Genomic DNA, 16,314 nt, shown 5'->3' with positions numbered 1-16,314 from the left:
GCGGGGCGATCGCGTAGCGTTTGCGATGTGCCTGCACCGTCGAAATCCTCCGCGACACCCCCTCCGGCGTCGCGCCACCAGCGTCGGCGCGAGAAGACCCGGGCACGGCTCATCGACGCCGCACGCGCTCTCGTGGCCGAACGCGGAGTCGACGCGGTGGGCCTGTCGGACATCACCGAAGCCGCAGACCTGGGTGTCGGGACGTTCTACAACTACTTCCAGTCCCGTGACGAGATCGTCGAGGCGGTGGCCGAGGAATCGATCGAATCACTGGGCGCCAGAATGGATTTGATGACCGTCGACATGCCCGACGCTGCGGAGGTGTTTTCTTCGTCGCTGCGTCACCTCGTGCGCCACGCGATCAGCGATCCCTTGTGGGGGTGGTTCGTGGTGCGACTCGGTGTGGCTCATCCGAAGCTCATCGACATTCTCGGCCCCCGGGCAGCGCGTGACCTGCGCAAGGGCGTCGACAGTGGACGCTTCACGATTTCCGATGTGGAGATTGCCACGGCGTGCGTGTTCGGCGCCCTGCTCTCGACCCTGCATCACGTGGTGTCGGCGCCGACGCAGGACGGCACCGACGAAGTCTTCGCCCAGGCGATGTTGTGCATGGTCGGAGTCGTCCCCGACGAGGCACGAGTCGTCGCCTCCCGGCCACTGCCTCCACTCCCCGAAGTGTCGACCCCTCAATAACGTTCCGTGGGATCCCCCGGCACTTCCCGCCAGCAGACCACTGACTGGGAAGCGCTGACCAGTGCGAACCCGATAGCCCATCCGGTGGGACTCCCGTTGCCTTGGTTAGCGCCCGCTCTGGCAGACGGTGTTGGCGCCCAGCCACATGTGCTGTGAGTAAGCCTCCTGAAGGCGCCCAATGTGAGTGCCCTGTAAGTGGAAAGGACTCCGACCTCCGGTGGATGCCGCCCAGACTTACGGTGATGACCCGGAGCCGCCTGTCGCGAGCACGAAGATCAGGCTGGAGCGCTACATCGAGGTCGAACTGGTCGGCTCAGACAACGCCGAGCTGCGCAAGCTCACCCGCGCGACCATCGAAGTAGCCCAGGCTGTGAAGCACTGGCGTTCCACGATTTCGAGGACCGAGTCCGGAATCGCAGCTGACGCCGTGATCTGCTCGCGAGTATGTTGCGGCGGATTCAGTCGACGAACGGAATGATCTCGGACCGATAGGTTCCCACTTCGGAACGCAACCCGCGCCAACGAGCGACGGCGGCCTGTCACCATCCGCCGGCTGGCCAACAACGATGACCGTTCACGCGCCGGTGTGAATCGTCATCGTAGTTGGCATTCGTCGGGGCTCTGACCTGCGGTGTGACAACTAAGGTGACGACGACAGGGCGCGATCGTCGTCATCGAAGTTGGCAATTGTTCGTGGTCGTTCGTTGTCCGAACCATGCTCAGCTTCGACTGCCAACTCCAATACGCCGGGTGCATCACGACGAAGTGATCACAGGGCGGCCGCCCTCGCCTGAGAATGGGCACCTACGCCTCAGCTTCTTGAATCAGCGCGCCACTCATCGGGATCGAACCGGTATCGCCGCCGCGTTCGTCGATCGGGTGTTCTCCCGCCGTCCCCGAGGTGCTGCCCGCGGAGCGGGCGATCTCTGGAGAATGAAGTACTCCGGGACGATCACGCAGATCAGGACCGACGCCCACACGCTCGATGAGTAGATTTCGGCGAACGTGAGCCCCGGGAATGATCGTTGCAGCGCGAGGCCGAGGCCGAGGAACGCGCGGAGGAGCACCGCCGCGAACGTGAGTGAGTAGTTGCGGATCATCCAGATGCGGTGCAGCTGCACCTGGCCACGGCGGATTGTTCGATATCCCTGAACGAGGGTGTATGTCCATGCCGCGATGAGGAGCGTGAACCCGACCTGCACCGGCACCCCGTCGAGGGTGAAGGCGGTGGCGAATACCGCGGCAATGGTCGCGAACACGATGCTCACCATGTAGACCCTGCCGAGGATGCGATGCACCCGCGGGAACGAGTTGCGCAGAGGTGTCGCGAACTGGAAGGGACCGATCAGAAGGGCGAGGCTCGCCGGCAGCGCGTGCGCCACTACGGAGAGGTAGTGCGTCGCTATCTCGGGATCGATCGGAATCCGGCTCCGCGCCGGGTCGCCGGAGAGATAGGCGATCACCGAGAACAAGGCGATCCCCACTGCGGACAGGGTCATCAGGATGAATCCGGCCCACCACCAACGACGGTGGATGGATTGGGAAGGTGTCGATGTCGACATCTGCGTCTCCAATGCTAGTGAGTGATCACTATCTTTAGGCTTGAAGAGAGGGACCTTTGTGCCTCAAGGACTTACCCGGAGTGCAGGAAGCGACGCCCCCAGTCAGCGTCCGTCGCCTCCTCGTCCAACTTCATGACGCCCCCGGCCATGAAGATGAGCCCTTCGGCGAAGAAGCGGTGCGCCTCTGCGGCCCCAAGGCCCGGCATCCGCTCGACCCGCTCGAAGATATGCCGGGTCATTCGCTGCATGACAGCCCGGACGTCGGCATCGTGGCACGCCGCAAATCCTTGGAGGTACATCGACATGAAGTCGCCATCCTCGAGCAGCGATGCCCAAGCGGCCTCCATTGCCGCGAGTGGGTCCGCTGCCCCGGCACCGCGCCGCAGCATCTCGCGTTCAATTCGCGCCGAGACGAGTTCGAGCACCGCGATGAACAACTCCTTCTTCGTCGCGAACAGCCTGAAGATGTTCGGCTGAGAAACCCCGGCGTCCGCCGCAATGGTCACTGTCGAACCCCCATGGAGGCCTTTCTGGCTGAACTCGCGAAGCGCGGCCGCCAGTATGTCTTCTCGTCGCTGCTCGGCAGACTGGCGTTGACGCCTCGGGGGGGACGGTTCAGGCATGTTGATAGTGTGCACTCACTATCAATGTTAGTCAACACCCATCTGGGTTCCTCCTCGACGAGCGAGGCCATGTGGGGGCTTGAACGTTCCGGTCTCCTGCACGCTGAGCGCGGACGCGAGCTACTCATGCGGCTGCGTGACGGGCTGATCATCGAGGGCGCCGCGTTCTTCGATAGCGCCCACAACCAGCGCGTCACCGACCACGTCGCAGTGTGGTTGTGGCTCGGGTGCGGTCGTGAGTGGGTCGTGCGACTGCGGGTGGCCAACTATCCTGACCAATGGCCATCTGTGGTGACGGTTCACAGCCGCGGCCGGTGTGAATCGTCATCGTAGTTGGCAATTGCCGGGGCTCTGACCTGCGGTGCGACAACTATCGTGACGAGAACAGAGCGGGATGGTCGTCATCGAAGTTGGCAATTGTTCGGAGCGGTTCGTTGGCCAAATCATGTTGCCGGCGGAGGTTGGCGATGCAACACCTTCCTGAGGCGCCGATCTGGCTCAGCTGGCCGCGACGCGCTCAGTGGGCTCTGAATGACTCCGTGTTCACTTCAGCAGCTGGTCGGGAAGCGGCGAGCCCTGCGGCGGCGTCACACCAAATAGGTTTGGCCCGAAGCCTGGCGTGGCTTCACACCAAACACAGTCGAATATGAAGCGCAGGGTTAGCTGGTGGTGAAGAAGCTGGGCTTTGAACCGTCCATGGCCGACATCGCCGCCCGCCCGTGGCTTCGCGTCAGGTCCCACCGAACGGCAGGCAAACTTAGCTGGAACCGTAGCTGGAGCCGGTTGGAACCTTCGGCGCTGTCGTTGTTGTAGGTGGAGCCACGGTCGTGGTTGGAACTTCGGTTGTGGTCGGGGCTGTGGTGGTAGGTGGAGCCACGGTTGTGGTTGGAGCTTCGGTTGTGGTTGGAGCTTCGGTTGTGGTCGGAGCCGTGGTTGTGGTTGTGGTCGGCCCGAGATCGGCGCTGAGCACAGTCACGACGGCGGCGGCGTCACCGCCCAGACCGTTTGCGTGGAAGTAGGCCGTGCCCTCGTGGGTTGGGGTCCACTGAATGGTGGCTGTGCAACCTGCACTGGGGACGGTGCCCAGTTCCTCAACATAGTTGCCCGGCCCCCTAGTCACGACGTAGAACCGAACCCCCATTCCACAGACGAAATTATGTGTGGCCGTCGCGGTGTACGTTCCGCCGACGTGGAAGGTGTCACCGATAACTGTGAGGCTCACAGCGCCATACGGGTCATAGCCAATGACGTCAGACGAGGCGGTTGGCGCCAGAGCCGTTGCGGCGGCGGCAGCTGCCGCAGCAAGCCCGGCCCCCGCGAGCATCAGGCGGGTGCGGGTAGATCTCATGCTGTTCCTTTTCTCAACGGCGCGACTCGCGACATTTCGGGATGTCGGATCTGCCACTGACGCTTCGAGGGTCAAATGCGGTATCGCCGCATAACGTCCGCTCGTGGAACGCGTCGGTCGCCCGCCGGGTCCGTTTCGTGGTCAAGCACCGTTCCCCTTCGAAATGCCCCGTGGCACTTGGTTTATGCCGCCCGGTACGGGCGGCTTGCGCATGTTATCTGAATAGTGAAATGGATGTGCGAAATTGGGGCCGTCGGAGTTAGATGCGTCGCCGCGGGCCGAGGTTCGGTTCCTCCGGCTTGGTGACCGGGTCAATCCGCCGGCGGTTCGACTCGGCGGCCTGTTCCGATGAACTTCGGGCACGCTCGTACTCGGCGCGGCGTCGTTCGATGGCGAGCGAGTCGGCCGCGGCTTCGCCGTTCGCCGGCCGGGGGCCGGTGAGGCTGTCGAGGGCGGTGATGTCGTTGTCGTTGTCGGTGATCCGTTGGCCGTGCCAGCGGAGCATGTTGACCGGGTCGACGTCGGCGGAAGCCGCGCGTCGGAGTAGTCGGCTCAGGCGCCACACCGACCGGTTGCCGGTGATGTCGTTGGCAAGGTCGGCGCAGAATGCGGCGGTGGTGGCGTTGTGGACGCGGTCGGTGTCGAGTGCGGCGAGGCTGTCGCGGTACTCGCGGATCGCGGCTCCGATCGGGTTGGCGGCGGCGGTGTCTCGGCCCTTCGCGGCGGTGTAGCGGGCGGCGCATTCGCGGGCGAAGTCGTGGAGCTGGTGGTCGGTTCCGGCGTCACGGACCGGCAGCGGGGGGGGGGTGCCGGGACGTGTGCGGGCGTCTCGCGCTGGCTCGGGTATGTCCACCACAGCTCGGATCATTCACGATCCCCATGAGCCGTTGTGTCGGCGACCGCCCTAATTCATCGGTCGATTAGTGGTAACGCGACGAATTCAACTGTGACGAATTCGGCCTGCCATCACTGGCACTGCCGTTCGGGCTAACCAACCCCGAGCGACCTAGGAACGCCATCAAGCTCTACCTCGACGCCGGCCTCAACCACCTTGCCTTCGACGGCCCCGGCCACGACCAGACCCGCTTCCTCACCCAATTCGCCACCGACCCCCTCGTGATTCTCCGGTGTCGGAGGAGTGCCGGCCTCTGGTTCAAACGGCCGCACTGAGGGTTGGGACGGCGGCACTGAGACTCGCCGCCAACTCTCGTCGTCCGGCCACGCCGAGGCGGATGGTTTGTTGGCGTCGGAAACGTACGTGTCGGGGCGTGTCGGTAGGTTTGTCGGGAGGTTTCGGAAACGGGGAGTGGTTGTGGCTGATGACGTTTGGACCAGTCTGTTTGAGGACATCCAACTGGTGCTGTACCCGGACTGGGATGACAACGAGACGCTGATTTCGCCGAAGGATGGCGACAGCCTTCAGCTGCGCGACACGTTGACCGGGCAGCGGATCCTGTTCAGGGAGGATGACAAAGGGCTTGATATCAGGGTGACGGTGCCCGATGAACCGGTGACGGCTGCCCGATTACGGGCGGTGATCCAGTCGCAGCGGACCACCTTGTTTTCCCAGGTCCGTGACCGTGAGTCCGGGCGCTGGGTGGCACTCGACGAGCCGTTGTGGACGCCTGTCGAAATCCGTATCGGCCGCGATCACGACGTCGAACACGGGGGCCGGCGTGTCGAGGAGTATGCGCGGGAGTGGAGAACGGGATGGCGCCACACTGCCGACGACCAACGACACGAGATCGCCGCTGCAATCGTCGCGGTGTTGCGCGACGGATTAGGTACGACTCCTGACCGGCTCCGTGTCAGCTCTTACAACAACTTCGGCCCCACCCGCACACAGGCTGTGGGCGAGGTCGCTTCCGACCGTCCGACGTTGTCCGGCCTTCCGGCACGGTGCTCAGGGTGGGACGAGTTCGTCACGCGGTTCGAGTGGGTTCTGGCGACTTTGCCGTGGCTGGGCAATGTCATCCTGGATGTCCCTCGACAGGGACCGAACAAGCAGGTTGTCGTACAGTTCTACAACTCCGGTGGTGACATCGACAGCGAGTGCGGTTTCGGGGATGCTGCAAGATCGGACCTGAAGGAAATCGACCGGCTGATGAGCGTTCTCGGGTGGCAGTGGGCGCCCGATCATCACGGGGCTGTCGACGCGCCGATCTGGCTGGGCCCGCCGGCCGGAAGGGGCACCACACATCCCACCATGCACGAACTGGCCGTTCGGACAATGGTGACCTTGCGCGACGTCGCTGGAGTGGCACATCCCAACGAGCTTGCTATCGAGGCATTCTCGAATTTCCAGGGCGTCGACGACATGTCGTACGTGGGTGCGGAACTCGGTATCGCCCCGGCCTGAGGACCAGGACTCGTTCATCATCCTCCCGCGCCCACCACGCCATTGGCGATGGACTCTTGCATCAAATGATCGATCCGGCGGGAGAATGCAGGTCAAAGCTGCTCAGGTTACGTCAACGCACACTGATCCTGACAGCAATCCGCGAACGGGCCGTCTCCCGGAAGGCGTAGCGCACAACCGGTTTCATAGACGACTAGCAGGGAGTCACGAGTTCGTGCATCCAATGCAATTCGTCATCTTCGGCGGCCGATAACAAATATTGCGATATTTCAGACATCGGCAACTGGCTCAAGTGATCGTGCCCGCGGCCTGCCGATGCCGCGGGTGTCGAGTGCCGTCGGTGGGGTCGCCGATCGAGGGGGCGCTGTGATGACGTGCGCCTGATCCGGGCTCGAGCGACGGTGTGACGTGACGTCCCTTCGCCAACTATGGTGACGACTTCGCCAACTATGGTGACCATCCGCCAACTACGATGACGATTCACAACTGCGGCGCCATCGACCGCGTGGCGAACACGCGGGTTTGCTGGCTAACCCGTGTTATCCGGCAAACGCTCTTGCACTCCCCAAGGCCGACCCGGCGCACACGACGTACAGCAAGTGAAGCGCCACCGTCGCGCGGGGCAGGTTCGGTTCACGAGTGTGGCCGGGCGACACCCTCATCGCGCGGCTCTAGGCCGTCGGCCTGCGTGAGGACGAGCAGAGGCTCGGCCGAAGTAATGCTCCGGACCACGAATCAGTATGGGGTGCAGGTGTTCAGCGGTACGGCCGAGGTCGGTGACGACCGACCTCGATCAGGTCGCTGCGCTGCGTTCGTGAAGTAACCGTCGATTCACCAACCCTTGACCGCAGTCCCGTCCCACCGTGGATCGGCCAACAGCTCCGGTGCCGGACCGACGAAGGCGCGTGCGGCGTCGGCGTCGTCGGTGAGGGTGAAGCGCAGCCACGCGGTGAGGTACCCGCGGAAGCCACCTCCGTCGCTGGGCCAGTTGTGCCCCACCCCCAGCAGGCGACCGCGGGCCGCGGGCACCGGGCTCACGGCGTGATAGGCGGCCTGCGGTATGGCCGTCGAGACCGGATCGTCGGACCCGGTCAGGTAGAAGACCGGAGCTGTCAGTCGAGCCACGTCGATCACGTCGACGGGACGAGAGGCCCACCAGGGATCGGGCAGGTCGAGCACAGCGGTGGACGTGATGAGTCCGTCGGAGTGGGTGCTGGCATTGATCGAGCCCCCGGCGCCCTGCGAATGTCCGACGGCGGCGACGTGAGCGACATCGATGCGATCGTGAAAGACGCTCTCCGGGTTGTCGTTCTGCGCCAGGATGTAGCGCGCTGCGGCCAGGATCTCGGTCCCGTCGCCGGTGACGCTGCTGTCGGCGACCACGACGACGAAGCCCCAGGAGGCCAGGTGGCGAAGTAACTCCTCGTACTGCTCGTACGTCGCGTAGCTGCCGTTACCGAACGTGACCACCGGATGGCGGTCGGGGCTGGTGGCGATGTCGGCGGGGTGGAACACCTGGTATCCGGGCACCGCAAGCGATGTGACGGCGTAGATGCCGGGGGCCGCGTACCGCTCGCTGACGGATTGCCGTTCCGGAGCAGCGGGAGCCGCCGGCGCCGCGGGACCTGGCGCGGGAACCGAGGCGAGGGCCGGTGCCGAGAATCCGGACGCCATCGGCATCGCGATGAGCGCGGCGAGGAGCAGCGTCCGGGTGTGTCGGGTCGTGGGCAGCAGTGGTCGTCGTATCGTCACGAACGCAGCCTAGCCAGAGACGGCGGAGGAGGAGTCGGTTGCCGTCGTACGCATTCCGCGCGTCGACGCAGGGCACCTCGACGAAATCCCTTGCGAACAGCGGCATCCGATTCAGCGGGTGGCATCGTCTGCGAGTGGCGGCGGGTGCGGGGTGTCCTCCGGGTTTCCGGACATCGCGACGCAGATCCACCGGATCAGGGTCTTTGGGTGCCCTCGGCAGGATTCGAACCTGCGACACCGGCTTTAGGAGAGCCGTGCTCTATCCCCTGAGCTACGAGGGCGGGGGCGGGGCGAACTCGGTTCGCAGTATTCCGCAGTTGGGAGTGTAACCGCCGACGCGGTCCTTCGATGAATCGGTCGCGCGTCCGGCAACGCGCCGGTGATCGCGGCCCGGTCACGGTGTCGGCCGCACGGTGATCCTGACGTTCTTCATCAGAGGCTGGTTGCTCTGTGTGCTGTAGTCACCGATCGCGCACAGGACGTTCATCTCGGGCATGTAGCCGGCGGCGCTGCCCCGGGGGATGTCGTAGGGGATGGCGGTGTAGCCGGGCAGGGAGCGGGTGCTGCCGTCGCGGGCGATGCTGGTGATCTCGACGGCGGTGAAGCTGTCGATCCCGCGCTCTGCCATGTCGGCGGCGTTCATGAAGATCAGCGTGCGCAGATTCCTCACACCGCGATAGCGATCGTTGTCGGAGTAGATCGTGGTGTTCCACTGGTCGTGCGACCGCATGGTGCCGAGCACCAGTTGCCCCGCGGCCGGGACGACGTCGGGCAGCGCGGCGGTGGAGAACTCGGCCCGCCCGGACGGCGTGTCGAAGACCAGCTCACGGGCGGGTTGGCGGATGCGGAATCCCAGGGGCAGGCGGACCCGTCGATTGAAGTCCTCGAATCCGTCGAGCACGTGCGACATGGTGTCGCGGATGCGGTCGTAGTCGTCGACGTACCACTCCCACGGCGTGGCGCTGTCGGGCAGCGTCGCTCGGGCGATGCCGGCGATGACGGCCGGTTCGGACAGCAGGTGCGCCGAGGCGGGGCGCTTCATCCCGACGGACAGGTGCACCATGCTCATCGAATCCTCCACCGATGTCGCCTGGACCCCGGATCGCTGCCGATCCTTCTCGGTGCGGCCGAGGCACGGCAGGATCAGCGCGTCACGGCCGTGCACCAGGTGACTGCGGTTGAGCTTGGTGCTGACGTGAACCGTCAGCCGGCACTTCCGCAGTGCCGCGAAGGTGTACGGGGTGTCGGGAGCGGCGAGGGCGAAGTTCCCGCCCATACCGACGAAGACCTGCACGTCGCCGCGGTGCATGGCCTCGACGGTGCCGACGGTGTCCAGGCCGTGCTTTCGGGGCGGGTCGATCTCGCAGACGTCGGCCAGTCGGTCGAGGAACTCCGACGCGGGGCGATGGTCGATACCGCAGGTTCGGTTGCCCTGGACGTTACTGTGCCCGCGCACCGGTGAGGGGCCCGCGCCTTCCCGGCCGATGTTCCCGCGCAGGAGCAGCAGGTTGACGATCTCGCGGGCGGTGTCCACGCCGTGATCGTGCTGGGTGACGCCCAGACACCAGCTGATGATGCTGCGGTCCGCCTGGCGATAGACCTGCGCTGCCTTGGCGATGTCGGCGCGAGCGACTCCGGACTGGCGTTCGATCTCCGCCCACGGCGTCGCCTCGCACAGGGCGCGATACGCCTCGAATCCGGTGGTGTGACGTGCGATGAACTCGGCGTCGAGGGCGTCCCGGTCGGTCCGCGCGTCGTCCAGCACGACCTTCGCCATCCCGCGGAGCAGCGCCATGTCGCCGCCGATGCGCGGCTGCAGGTTCAAGGTGCTGGTGGGAGTGGACCGGAAGGTCGCCATCGCCGTGAACTCGTGCGGAATGATCGCGCGTCGTGCCGCGGCCTCGACCAACGGGTTGATGTGGACGATCTGGGCCCCGCGCTTGTAGGCCTCGACGAGCGAGGTCAGCATCCTCGGCGCGTTGGACGCCGCGTTGACCCCGATGACGAACAACGCGTCCGTGACCTCCCAGTCCTTCAGGTCGACCGTGCCCTTGGCCGTGCCCAGCGATGCCTGCAGGGCGCGACCGCTCGCCTCGTGGCACATGTTCGAGCAATCGGGCAGGTTGTTCGTGCCGAACTCACGGGCCAGGAGTTGGTACAGGAAGGTTGCCTCGTTCCCGAGCCTGCCCGACGTGTAGAAGGCGGCCTGATCGGGTTCGTCGAGTTCACGCAGGGTGCGGCCGACGAGGTCGAAGGCGGCCGCCCAGGTGATCGGAACGTAGCGGTCCGTTCCCGGGTCGTATCGCATGGGCTCGGTCAGACGGCCGCGGTCTTCGAGGGCGGCGTCGCTCCACCTCGACAGCTCGGCGACGGTGTGTGCGGCGAAGAAATCCCGGTCGACGCGCTTGTGGGTCATCTCCCAGGTGACGTGCTTGATCCCGTTCTCGCAGATATCCAGGTGCAGGCCCTTGAGATCGTCCGGCCATGCGCATCCCGGGCAGTCGAAGCCGTCGCCCTCGTGATTCATTCGCATGACGGCCCGCGGCCCGTCGAGGAACGTGCGCTCCCGGGCAAGGAAACGGCTCACGCTCTTGGCAGCACCCCAGCCGGCGGCCGGATGTCGGTACGGCTCGAACCGGAATGCGTCGTCGTCGCCGTTCCCGCCGACCGTGGGGCCTGTCGTCATCGCCGCGACCTCCTGGGTGCCTGACACGCACGATTGCGCTCCGTCACCACGGCGCGCCCCCCAGCAGGGGCTGCTCCCGAAGGGCCGGATGGCAGACGAGGGGGCCGTGCCAGCGGCGGAATGCCGAGAAGTCTATCGATCGCCGCCTCAACCGAAAATAAAGATCAGGTAACGCTAGCGAAGACGTATATGGATTTGTTACCTTGGCCCGGCAGCAAGATCGAGTGCACTGCGGAGTTCGTGGCCGAAGAAACGATTGACGAGGTAGCTGACTGTGGGACGCCATCGCCGGACGGATTCCGACGCCCTTCTCATCGAGATCGATCCGACCGCCCAGCGGGGCCGTCATCGCGACGCAACTTCCGGTCCAGGCGCAGGTCTGAAGGCCGCCACCGTCGCCGCCGCGACGGGCGCCATCCTCACCGCCGGAGCGCAGCTCGGAGCCGGATCCGCGGCCGCCGACACCGCCCCGACCACTCAGCAGTTCCAACTCCCCGAGGGCCTGCTCCCGGCCGGCGTCGAGCTGCCGGCGCTGCCCACGCTCCCGCAGGCGCCGACCGCGCAGCAGGTGATCGACACCGTCAAGGCGTTCGAGATCCCGGCAGGCATGCCGCAGGTCGAGCAGGTCGTCAACGACCTCACCGCCGCGGCCGAGGCCAGCTTCGGCTCGATGAGCGGCTCGCTGAGCGCGCCGCGCGCGGTCAAGCCCGTATCCGGCACCCTGACCTCGGACTTCGGTCCGCGTTGGGGCAGCCATCACGGCGGCCTCGACATCGCGGCCCCGATCGGCACCCCGGTCTACGCCGCCGCCGACGGCGTCGTGGTCGACGCGGGTCCCGCATCCGGATTCGGTCTGTGGGTGCGCGTCAAGCACGACGACGGCTCCACCACGATCTACGGTCACGTCAACGACTACCAGGTGGCAGTCGGGCAGCACGTGGTCGCGGGCCAGCAGATCGCGACCGTCGGCAATCGCGGCCAGTCGACCGGTCCGCACCTGCACTTCGAGGTCTGGAACGCGAACGGCGCGAAGGTCGACCCGTCGGCGTGGCTCGAGGAGCGCGGCGTCGCGGTCACGTGGCGCGGCGCCTCGGCCACCATGTGAGCCGACCCCCGAGACGACGAAAGTCCCCGCCCGGTGCGAACCGGTCGGGGACTTTCACGTTCGGGTCGAAACTCAGGCGGCCGGGGTGGCTGCCCGGCGGGCGGAGTAGGAGAGGCCGCACACGGTCATGACCTGGCCGAGGCTCAGCGCACCCTCGTCGCCGAGCGCCCGCGAGAAGCGCCCGTCGGGCCGCACCCACAACCGGATCGTCGCCGCAGTGTCAGTGCGGGCGAGGACGTACTCGTCGCGGCCGTCGGGGCAGGGCAGCGTCTCGAGCACGACGTTCTGGGTGTGTGCGAGTTCGATCAGGTCGTCGATCACGAAAGCTGCTCCTAACACCCCGGTGCGACCGGGTCCTACATCACCGTTCGGTAACGCAGATTAGGCTAGCCTTCGCCCCGTGCCTGCTGTCAACCCCTCGTTTCACCGTGTGAGTGAAGACTCGGGCGTCGTGCCGGTCCTATCGCGCCGACAGCGCGACCGAGGCCTCGCCCGTGTAGGTGAGGAACGTCAGCGACTCCTGGAAGTACAGGTCGACCGTCTCGGAGTCGTGCGACAGGTAGCCGATCGACAGATCCTGTCCGATCTGCAGGTCGAAATCGCCGCCGCGGGTGGTCAGCACGAACGCCCCGTCGATCGCCGGCGCCCAGATGATGTCGCCGTCGATGAGCCGCCGGATGTGCTCGCGGATCGGGTAGCCGTGATCGGAGGTCTCGCTGACCTGCGTGTACGCCTCGGCGCTCAGCAGCACCGAGTACGGGCCGTCGACGCCGGCCAGGCGCAGCTCCGACAGCGCCTGGCTGATCACCTCGGGCACGTCGCGGACGTCCTCGGGCAGGCGCAGCGGCGGGTTCGAGGAGCTCGCGCGGATGCCTTCGATGCCGGCCGCGGCGTAGCCCTCGAAGATCGCGCGGTCCTCGGCGAACGCGATCTTCTTCGCGGCCTCCTTGACGGCGTCCCAGTCGGCGTCCTGCGCGCCGCGTTCGACGTTGTCGATCTCCTCGCGGGACAGCGTGAACGGCACCCGCAGCTCGACCAGCGGGGCGACGCGGCGCTGGCGGGCCAGCACACCGGAGGCCGGGGCGTCGATCGCCGTGGTGCGGCCGAGCCCGACCGCGGAGAAGTCGGTGCCGTGCGGGCCCGAGACGTCCACGACGGTCCGTCCCGCGATGTGCCGCTTGAAGGTTCGGGTTGCCTCCTCCTCGATCGACGCCCAGGCGGCGTCGGTGATCGGGGCGAGACCGCGGTAGAGGTTGTTCATCGGTTGGAACTCCTTCTCAGACTGCCAATTCCGAGTGATCCGTCAGCGGCGGGAGACGGGCTCGCGTCTTCGGTGCCGGCCTGCCGGATCCCCGGCGCCGGCGGGAGGTTGTCGAGGAACTCGACGGTGGGGGAGAAGAACAGGCCGCCGGTGACGGCCGTCGAGAAGTCGAGGATGCGGTCGGTGTTGCCCTCGGGCTTGCCGACGAACATGTTGCGCAGCATCTCCTCGGTGACCGAGGGCGTGGCCGCGTACCCGATGAAGTAGGTGCCGAACTCGTCGTCGCCGAGGCTGCCGAACGGCATGTTGACCCGCAGGATCTGACGTTCGTCGCCGTTCTCGTCCGTGATGGTGTTCAGCGCGACATGGGAATTGGGCGGTTTGACGTCGTCGTCCATTTCGATGTCGTCGAGCTTGGTGCGGCCGATGACGCGCTCCTGCTCCTCGGTGGAGATCGCGTTCCAGGAATCCATGTCGTGCAGGTACTTCTGCACGATCACGTAGCTGCCGCCGGTGAAGTCGGGATCCTCGTCGCCGACGAGGGCCGCCTCGGCCGCCTCGACGTCCTCGGGGTTCTCCGTGCCGTCGACGAAGCCGAGCAGGTCGCGCTGCTCGAAGTACCGGAAGCCATGGGTCTCGTCGACGACGGTCGCCGCGCCGCGCAGGCGTCCGACGATCTTCGACGCCAGCTCGAAGCACAGGTCCATCGACACCGCGCGGATATGGAACAGTAGATCGCCGGGCGTCGCGGGCGCGCGGTGCCGGGCGCCGTCGAGTTCGACGAACTCGTGCAGCTCCGCCGGGCGGGGGCCGTCGAACAACCGGTCCCATGCCGACGCGCCGATGGAGGTGACGCACACCAATCCCGAATCGGGCACCCGGAATCCGACGGCCTTGCGCAGGCCGTCGACGTCGGCGAGCACGTCGCGGACGGTGTTCTCGCCGCCCTCGTCGATGGTGAGGACGAGGAAGATCGCCGCAGGTGTCAGCGGCGTCAGGATCAACTGAGGTCGGGCCACACCTCACCGTAGAACACTCCCGGCGGCGTTGCCCGGGAACACAGGTCGTCGGCGACGTGATGTCGCCGACGACCGTGGCTCTCGATCCGGGTGACTACGCGGTGGCACCGGCCCAGCTGTCCGGGCCGAACACCTCGTAGTGGATGTTCTCCTCCGGCACGTTCCGGGCCATGAGGGACTCCTTCATCGCCAGCATGAACGGCAGCGGGCCGCAGAGGAAGGCACGCGTGCCGGGCTCGAGGGTGACGTCGGTCAGATCCGCACGGCCCAACCGGGTTCCGGCGAACGCGTCCCGCGCACCCAGGTCCTCGTACCAGCGGTGCACCACGCCGGACGGCAGCCGCTCGACCAGTTCGGTGAGCTCGGCGCGGTGCGCGTGCTGCGCGGCGGAGCGGTCCGCGTGCAGGACCGAGACGCTGCGCTTGTCCTCGGTGGACGCGAGATGCTCGAGCATCCCGATCATGGGGGTGCAGCCGATGCCGGCCGAGACCAGCAGCAGCGGGGCGTCGTCGTCGGGCAGGACCAGGTCGCCGAACGGCAGCGACACCGTCAGCTCATCGCCCTCGAAGACGTTGTCGTACAGGAAGTTCGACACCTCGCCCGCGGGGGTGGTGGCACCGTCGGGCAGCGCCTGGCCCGCGATCCGCTTGACGGTGATTCGCCACTCGGCGTCGGTGGGCCCGCACGCGAGGCTGTACTGCCGGATCTGGCGGGCGCCGTCGGGCAGGTGGACGGCGACCGAGATGTACTGGCCCGGCGCGAACGTCGGCAGCGCGGAACCGTCGGCGGCGGCCAGCGTGAAGGAGACGGTGTCCGCGGACTGGTGCGCCCGGCGCGTGACCCGCACGGGCCGCCACACGTCGCCCGCCTCGACACCGGCCTTCTCGTACAGTCCGGCCTCCATCGCGATGAGGGTGTTGGCCATCAGCCAGTACACCTCGTCCCACGCCGAGGCCACCTCGGGCGTGACGGCCTCGCCGAGCACCTCGACGATCGCTTCGAACAGGTGCTTGTGCACGATCCAGTACTGGTCGGCGGTGATGCCGAGCGACGCGTGCTTGTGGGCGATGCGCGACAGGATCGCCTCGACCCGTGCAGGATCGGGGTCGAGCTGCAGCGTCGCGAACGCGGCGACGGCCCCGGCCAGTGCCTTCTGCTGCTCGCCCTGGCTCTGGTTGCCGCGATTGAACAGGTCACGCTCGAGCTCGGGATGGGCGTCGAACATCTTGCGGTAGAACAGCGGCGTGATGTCGCCGATCGCGGCGCCCACGGCGGGCAGCGTGGCGCGGACGGTTTCCTTCGAGGCCTCCGAGAGCATCGGATTCTCCTGTCGGTCGGGGCTTACGGTTCGTTCACCGCCGGCGCGGTGAGCGTCAGCAGCACGTCATGGGGGGAGTCGTCCGCCAGGTCGCGGACGGTCAGCGCGTCCAGGGCGCCGTAGAAGGCGTCCTGGGCATTGCGCAGTGCGGAGCGCAGTCGGCAGCCGCGGCGCAGCGGGCACGGTTTGTCGCCCTCGCACGTCACGACCTCGCCGTCGCCCTCGAGCTGCCTGGTGAGCCAGCCCAGCGACGCCGAGCGGCCCAGTTCGGTGATCGCGAGGCCGCCGCCGCGGCCGCGGCGCGTGGTGACGACGCCGAGTTCACCCAGTCGCGCAACCACTTTCGTGGCGTGGGTGTACGACACGGCCAGCTGGTCGGCGATCGCGCGGGTGCTCGGGGCCGCGCCGGATCCGTCGGTCGACCCGGCGGCCAGTCGCATGACGATCCGCAGGCCCAGATCCGTGAACTGCGTCAGCTGCATGGCTCGACAATAGGAAATTGGAATCTGAGACTCCAATTAAATGTGATGCGCATCTCGGGCCCCATCGGGAAGTCCCGACTTCCGGCCCTGCACGGCGGGACTTTGG

The 16,314-nt window shown here is 66.5% G+C and carries 15 protein-coding genes and 1 tRNA gene; 5 read left to right on the top strand and 11 right to left on the bottom strand.

What is annotated here, in order from left to right; translation table 11 throughout:
• Positions 1–27 precede the first annotated feature (27 nt).
• Positions 28–693: a TetR/AcrR family transcriptional regulator gene (locus ABI214_RS07970; RefSeq protein WP_348608378.1), complete on the top strand. Its 666-nt coding sequence runs from the start codon at positions 28–30 to the stop codon at positions 691–693.
• A 217-nt stretch (positions 694–910) separates the two neighbouring features.
• On the top strand, positions 911–1,171 hold the full coding sequence (locus tag ABI214_RS07965) for a hypothetical protein (protein ID WP_348608375.1): 261 nt from the start codon (positions 911–913) through the stop codon (positions 1,169–1,171).
• A 358-nt stretch (positions 1,172–1,529) separates the two neighbouring features.
• On the opposite strand, the gene ABI214_RS07960 is transcribed toward ABI214_RS07965, so the two are convergent.
• Both ABI214_RS07960 and ABI214_RS07955 read right to left on the bottom strand, forming a co-directional pair.
• A complete protein-coding gene (locus ABI214_RS07960) occupies positions 1,530–2,192 on the bottom strand; it encodes a DUF2306 domain-containing protein (RefSeq protein WP_348608372.1) in 663 nt (220 codons plus the stop codon).
• A 134-nt stretch (positions 2,193–2,326) separates the two neighbouring features.
• The gene (locus ABI214_RS07955) at positions 2,327–2,761 is read right to left on the bottom strand and encodes a TetR/AcrR family transcriptional regulator (protein ID WP_348608369.1); all 435 of its coding nucleotides are present in this window, start codon (positions 2,759–2,761) and stop codon (positions 2,327–2,329) included.
• A 12-nt stretch (positions 2,762–2,773) separates the two neighbouring features.
• Here ABI214_RS07955 and ABI214_RS07950 point away from each other — a divergent pair, with 12 nt between their 5' ends.
• On the top strand, positions 2,774–3,211 hold the full coding sequence (locus ABI214_RS07950) for a hypothetical protein (protein ID WP_348608366.1): 438 nt from the start codon (positions 2,774–2,776) through the stop codon (positions 3,209–3,211).
• Positions 3,212–4,485: 1,274 nt separating this feature from the next.
• Here ABI214_RS07950 and ABI214_RS07945 read toward each other — a convergent pair.
• Positions 4,486–5,094, bottom strand: a complete 609-nt coding sequence (locus ABI214_RS07945) for a hypothetical protein (protein ID WP_348608363.1) — start codon at positions 5,092–5,094, stop codon at positions 4,486–4,488.
• 444 nt (positions 5,095–5,538) lie between these two features.
• On the opposite strand from ABI214_RS07945, the gene ABI214_RS07940 reads away from it, so the two are divergent.
• Complete coding sequence (locus ABI214_RS07940; RefSeq protein WP_348608360.1) at positions 5,539–6,585, top strand: TY-Chap domain-containing protein; 1,047 nt, start codon at positions 5,539–5,541, stop codon at positions 6,583–6,585.
• An 831-nt stretch (positions 6,586–7,416) separates the two neighbouring features.
• Here the strand turns inward: ABI214_RS07940 and ABI214_RS07935 are convergent.
• From ABI214_RS07935 to ABI214_RS07925, 3 genes are all read right to left on the bottom strand, one after another.
• Positions 7,417–8,337 carry an alpha/beta hydrolase gene (locus tag ABI214_RS07935; protein ID WP_348608357.1) on the bottom strand — a complete coding sequence of 307 codons (921 nt, stop codon included), beginning with the start codon at positions 8,335–8,337 and terminating at the stop codon, positions 7,417–7,419.
• A 208-nt stretch (positions 8,338–8,545) separates the two neighbouring features.
• Positions 8,546–8,618, bottom strand: a tRNA-Arg gene (locus tag ABI214_RS07930).
• 113 nt (positions 8,619–8,731) lie between these two features.
• On the bottom strand, positions 8,732–11,023 hold the full coding sequence (locus ABI214_RS07925) for an FdhF/YdeP family oxidoreductase (RefSeq protein WP_348611403.1): 2,292 nt from the start codon (positions 11,021–11,023) through the stop codon (positions 8,732–8,734).
• Positions 11,024–11,297: 274 nt separating this feature from the next.
• Here ABI214_RS07925 and ABI214_RS07920 point away from each other — a divergent pair, with 274 nt between their 5' ends.
• Positions 11,298–12,128 (top strand): M23 family metallopeptidase, encoded by an 831-nt coding sequence (locus ABI214_RS07920; protein WP_348608354.1) that lies wholly within the window; start codon positions 11,298–11,300, stop codon positions 12,126–12,128.
• Between the two features lie 72 nt (positions 12,129–12,200).
• On the opposite strand, the gene ABI214_RS07915 is transcribed toward ABI214_RS07920, so the two are convergent.
• The 5 genes from ABI214_RS07915 to ABI214_RS07895 all read right to left on the bottom strand — a co-directional run bounded on the left by ABI214_RS07915 (position 12,201) and on the right by ABI214_RS07895 (position 16,208).
• Entirely contained in the window at positions 12,201–12,449 is a 249-nt protein-coding gene (locus ABI214_RS07915) for a hypothetical protein (RefSeq protein WP_348608350.1), read from the bottom strand.
• Positions 12,450–12,588: 139 nt separating this feature from the next.
• Positions 12,589–13,389 carry a family 1 encapsulin nanocompartment shell protein gene (locus ABI214_RS07910; RefSeq protein ID WP_348608348.1) on the bottom strand — a complete coding sequence of 267 codons (801 nt, stop codon included), beginning with the start codon at positions 13,387–13,389 and terminating at the stop codon, positions 12,589–12,591.
• On the bottom strand, positions 13,386–14,408 hold the full coding sequence (locus ABI214_RS07905) for a Dyp-type peroxidase (protein WP_348608345.1): 1,023 nt from the start codon (positions 14,406–14,408) through the stop codon (positions 13,386–13,388). Before ABI214_RS07905 ends, ABI214_RS07910 begins: the two co-directional genes overlap by 4 nt.
• A gap of 94 nt (positions 14,409–14,502) precedes the next feature.
• A complete protein-coding gene (locus ABI214_RS07900; protein ID WP_348608342.1) occupies positions 14,503–15,726 on the bottom strand; it encodes a globin domain-containing protein in 1,224 nt (407 codons plus the stop codon).
• A gap of 23 nt (positions 15,727–15,749) precedes the next feature.
• Entirely contained in the window at positions 15,750–16,208 is a 459-nt protein-coding gene (locus ABI214_RS07895) for an RrF2 family transcriptional regulator (protein ID WP_348608339.1), read from the bottom strand.
• Positions 16,209–16,314: the final 106 nt, after the last annotated feature.

This window comes from Prescottella soli (genome assembly GCF_040024445.1).
GTDB classification, from domain to species: Bacteria; Actinomycetota; Actinomycetes; order Mycobacteriales; family Mycobacteriaceae; genus Prescottella; species Prescottella soli.
The sequence above is the reverse complement of the archived record's forward strand: the minus strand, read 5'-3'. Positions and strand labels throughout refer to the sequence as shown.

Bases quoted from the DNA above. Each gene is read 5' to 3' on its own strand.
- ABI214_RS07900 (WP_348608342.1), bottom strand. From the start codon at position 15,726: ATGCTCTCGGAGGCCTCGAAGGAAACCGTCCGCGCCACGCTGCCCGCC.
- ABI214_RS07895 (WP_348608339.1), bottom strand. From the start codon at position 16,208: ATGCAGCTGACGCAGTTCACGGATCTGGGCCTGCGGATCGTCATGCGA.
- ABI214_RS07925 (WP_348611403.1), bottom strand. From the start codon at position 11,023: ATGACGACAGGCCCCACGGTCGGCGGGAACGGCGACGACGACGCATTC.
- ABI214_RS07960 (WP_348608372.1), bottom strand. From the start codon at position 2,192: ATGACCCTGTCCGCAGTGGGGATCGCCTTGTTCTCGGTGATCGCCTAT.
- ABI214_RS07950 (WP_348608366.1), top strand. From the start codon at position 2,774: ATGGAGGCCTTTCTGGCTGAACTCGCGAAGCGCGGCCGCCAGTATGTC.
- ABI214_RS07910 (WP_348608348.1), bottom strand. From the start codon at position 13,389: ATGAACAACCTCTACCGCGGTCTCGCCCCGATCACCGACGCCGCCTGG.
- ABI214_RS07945 (WP_348608363.1), bottom strand. From the start codon at position 5,094: ATGATCCGAGCTGTGGTGGACATACCCGAGCCAGCGCGAGACGCCCGC.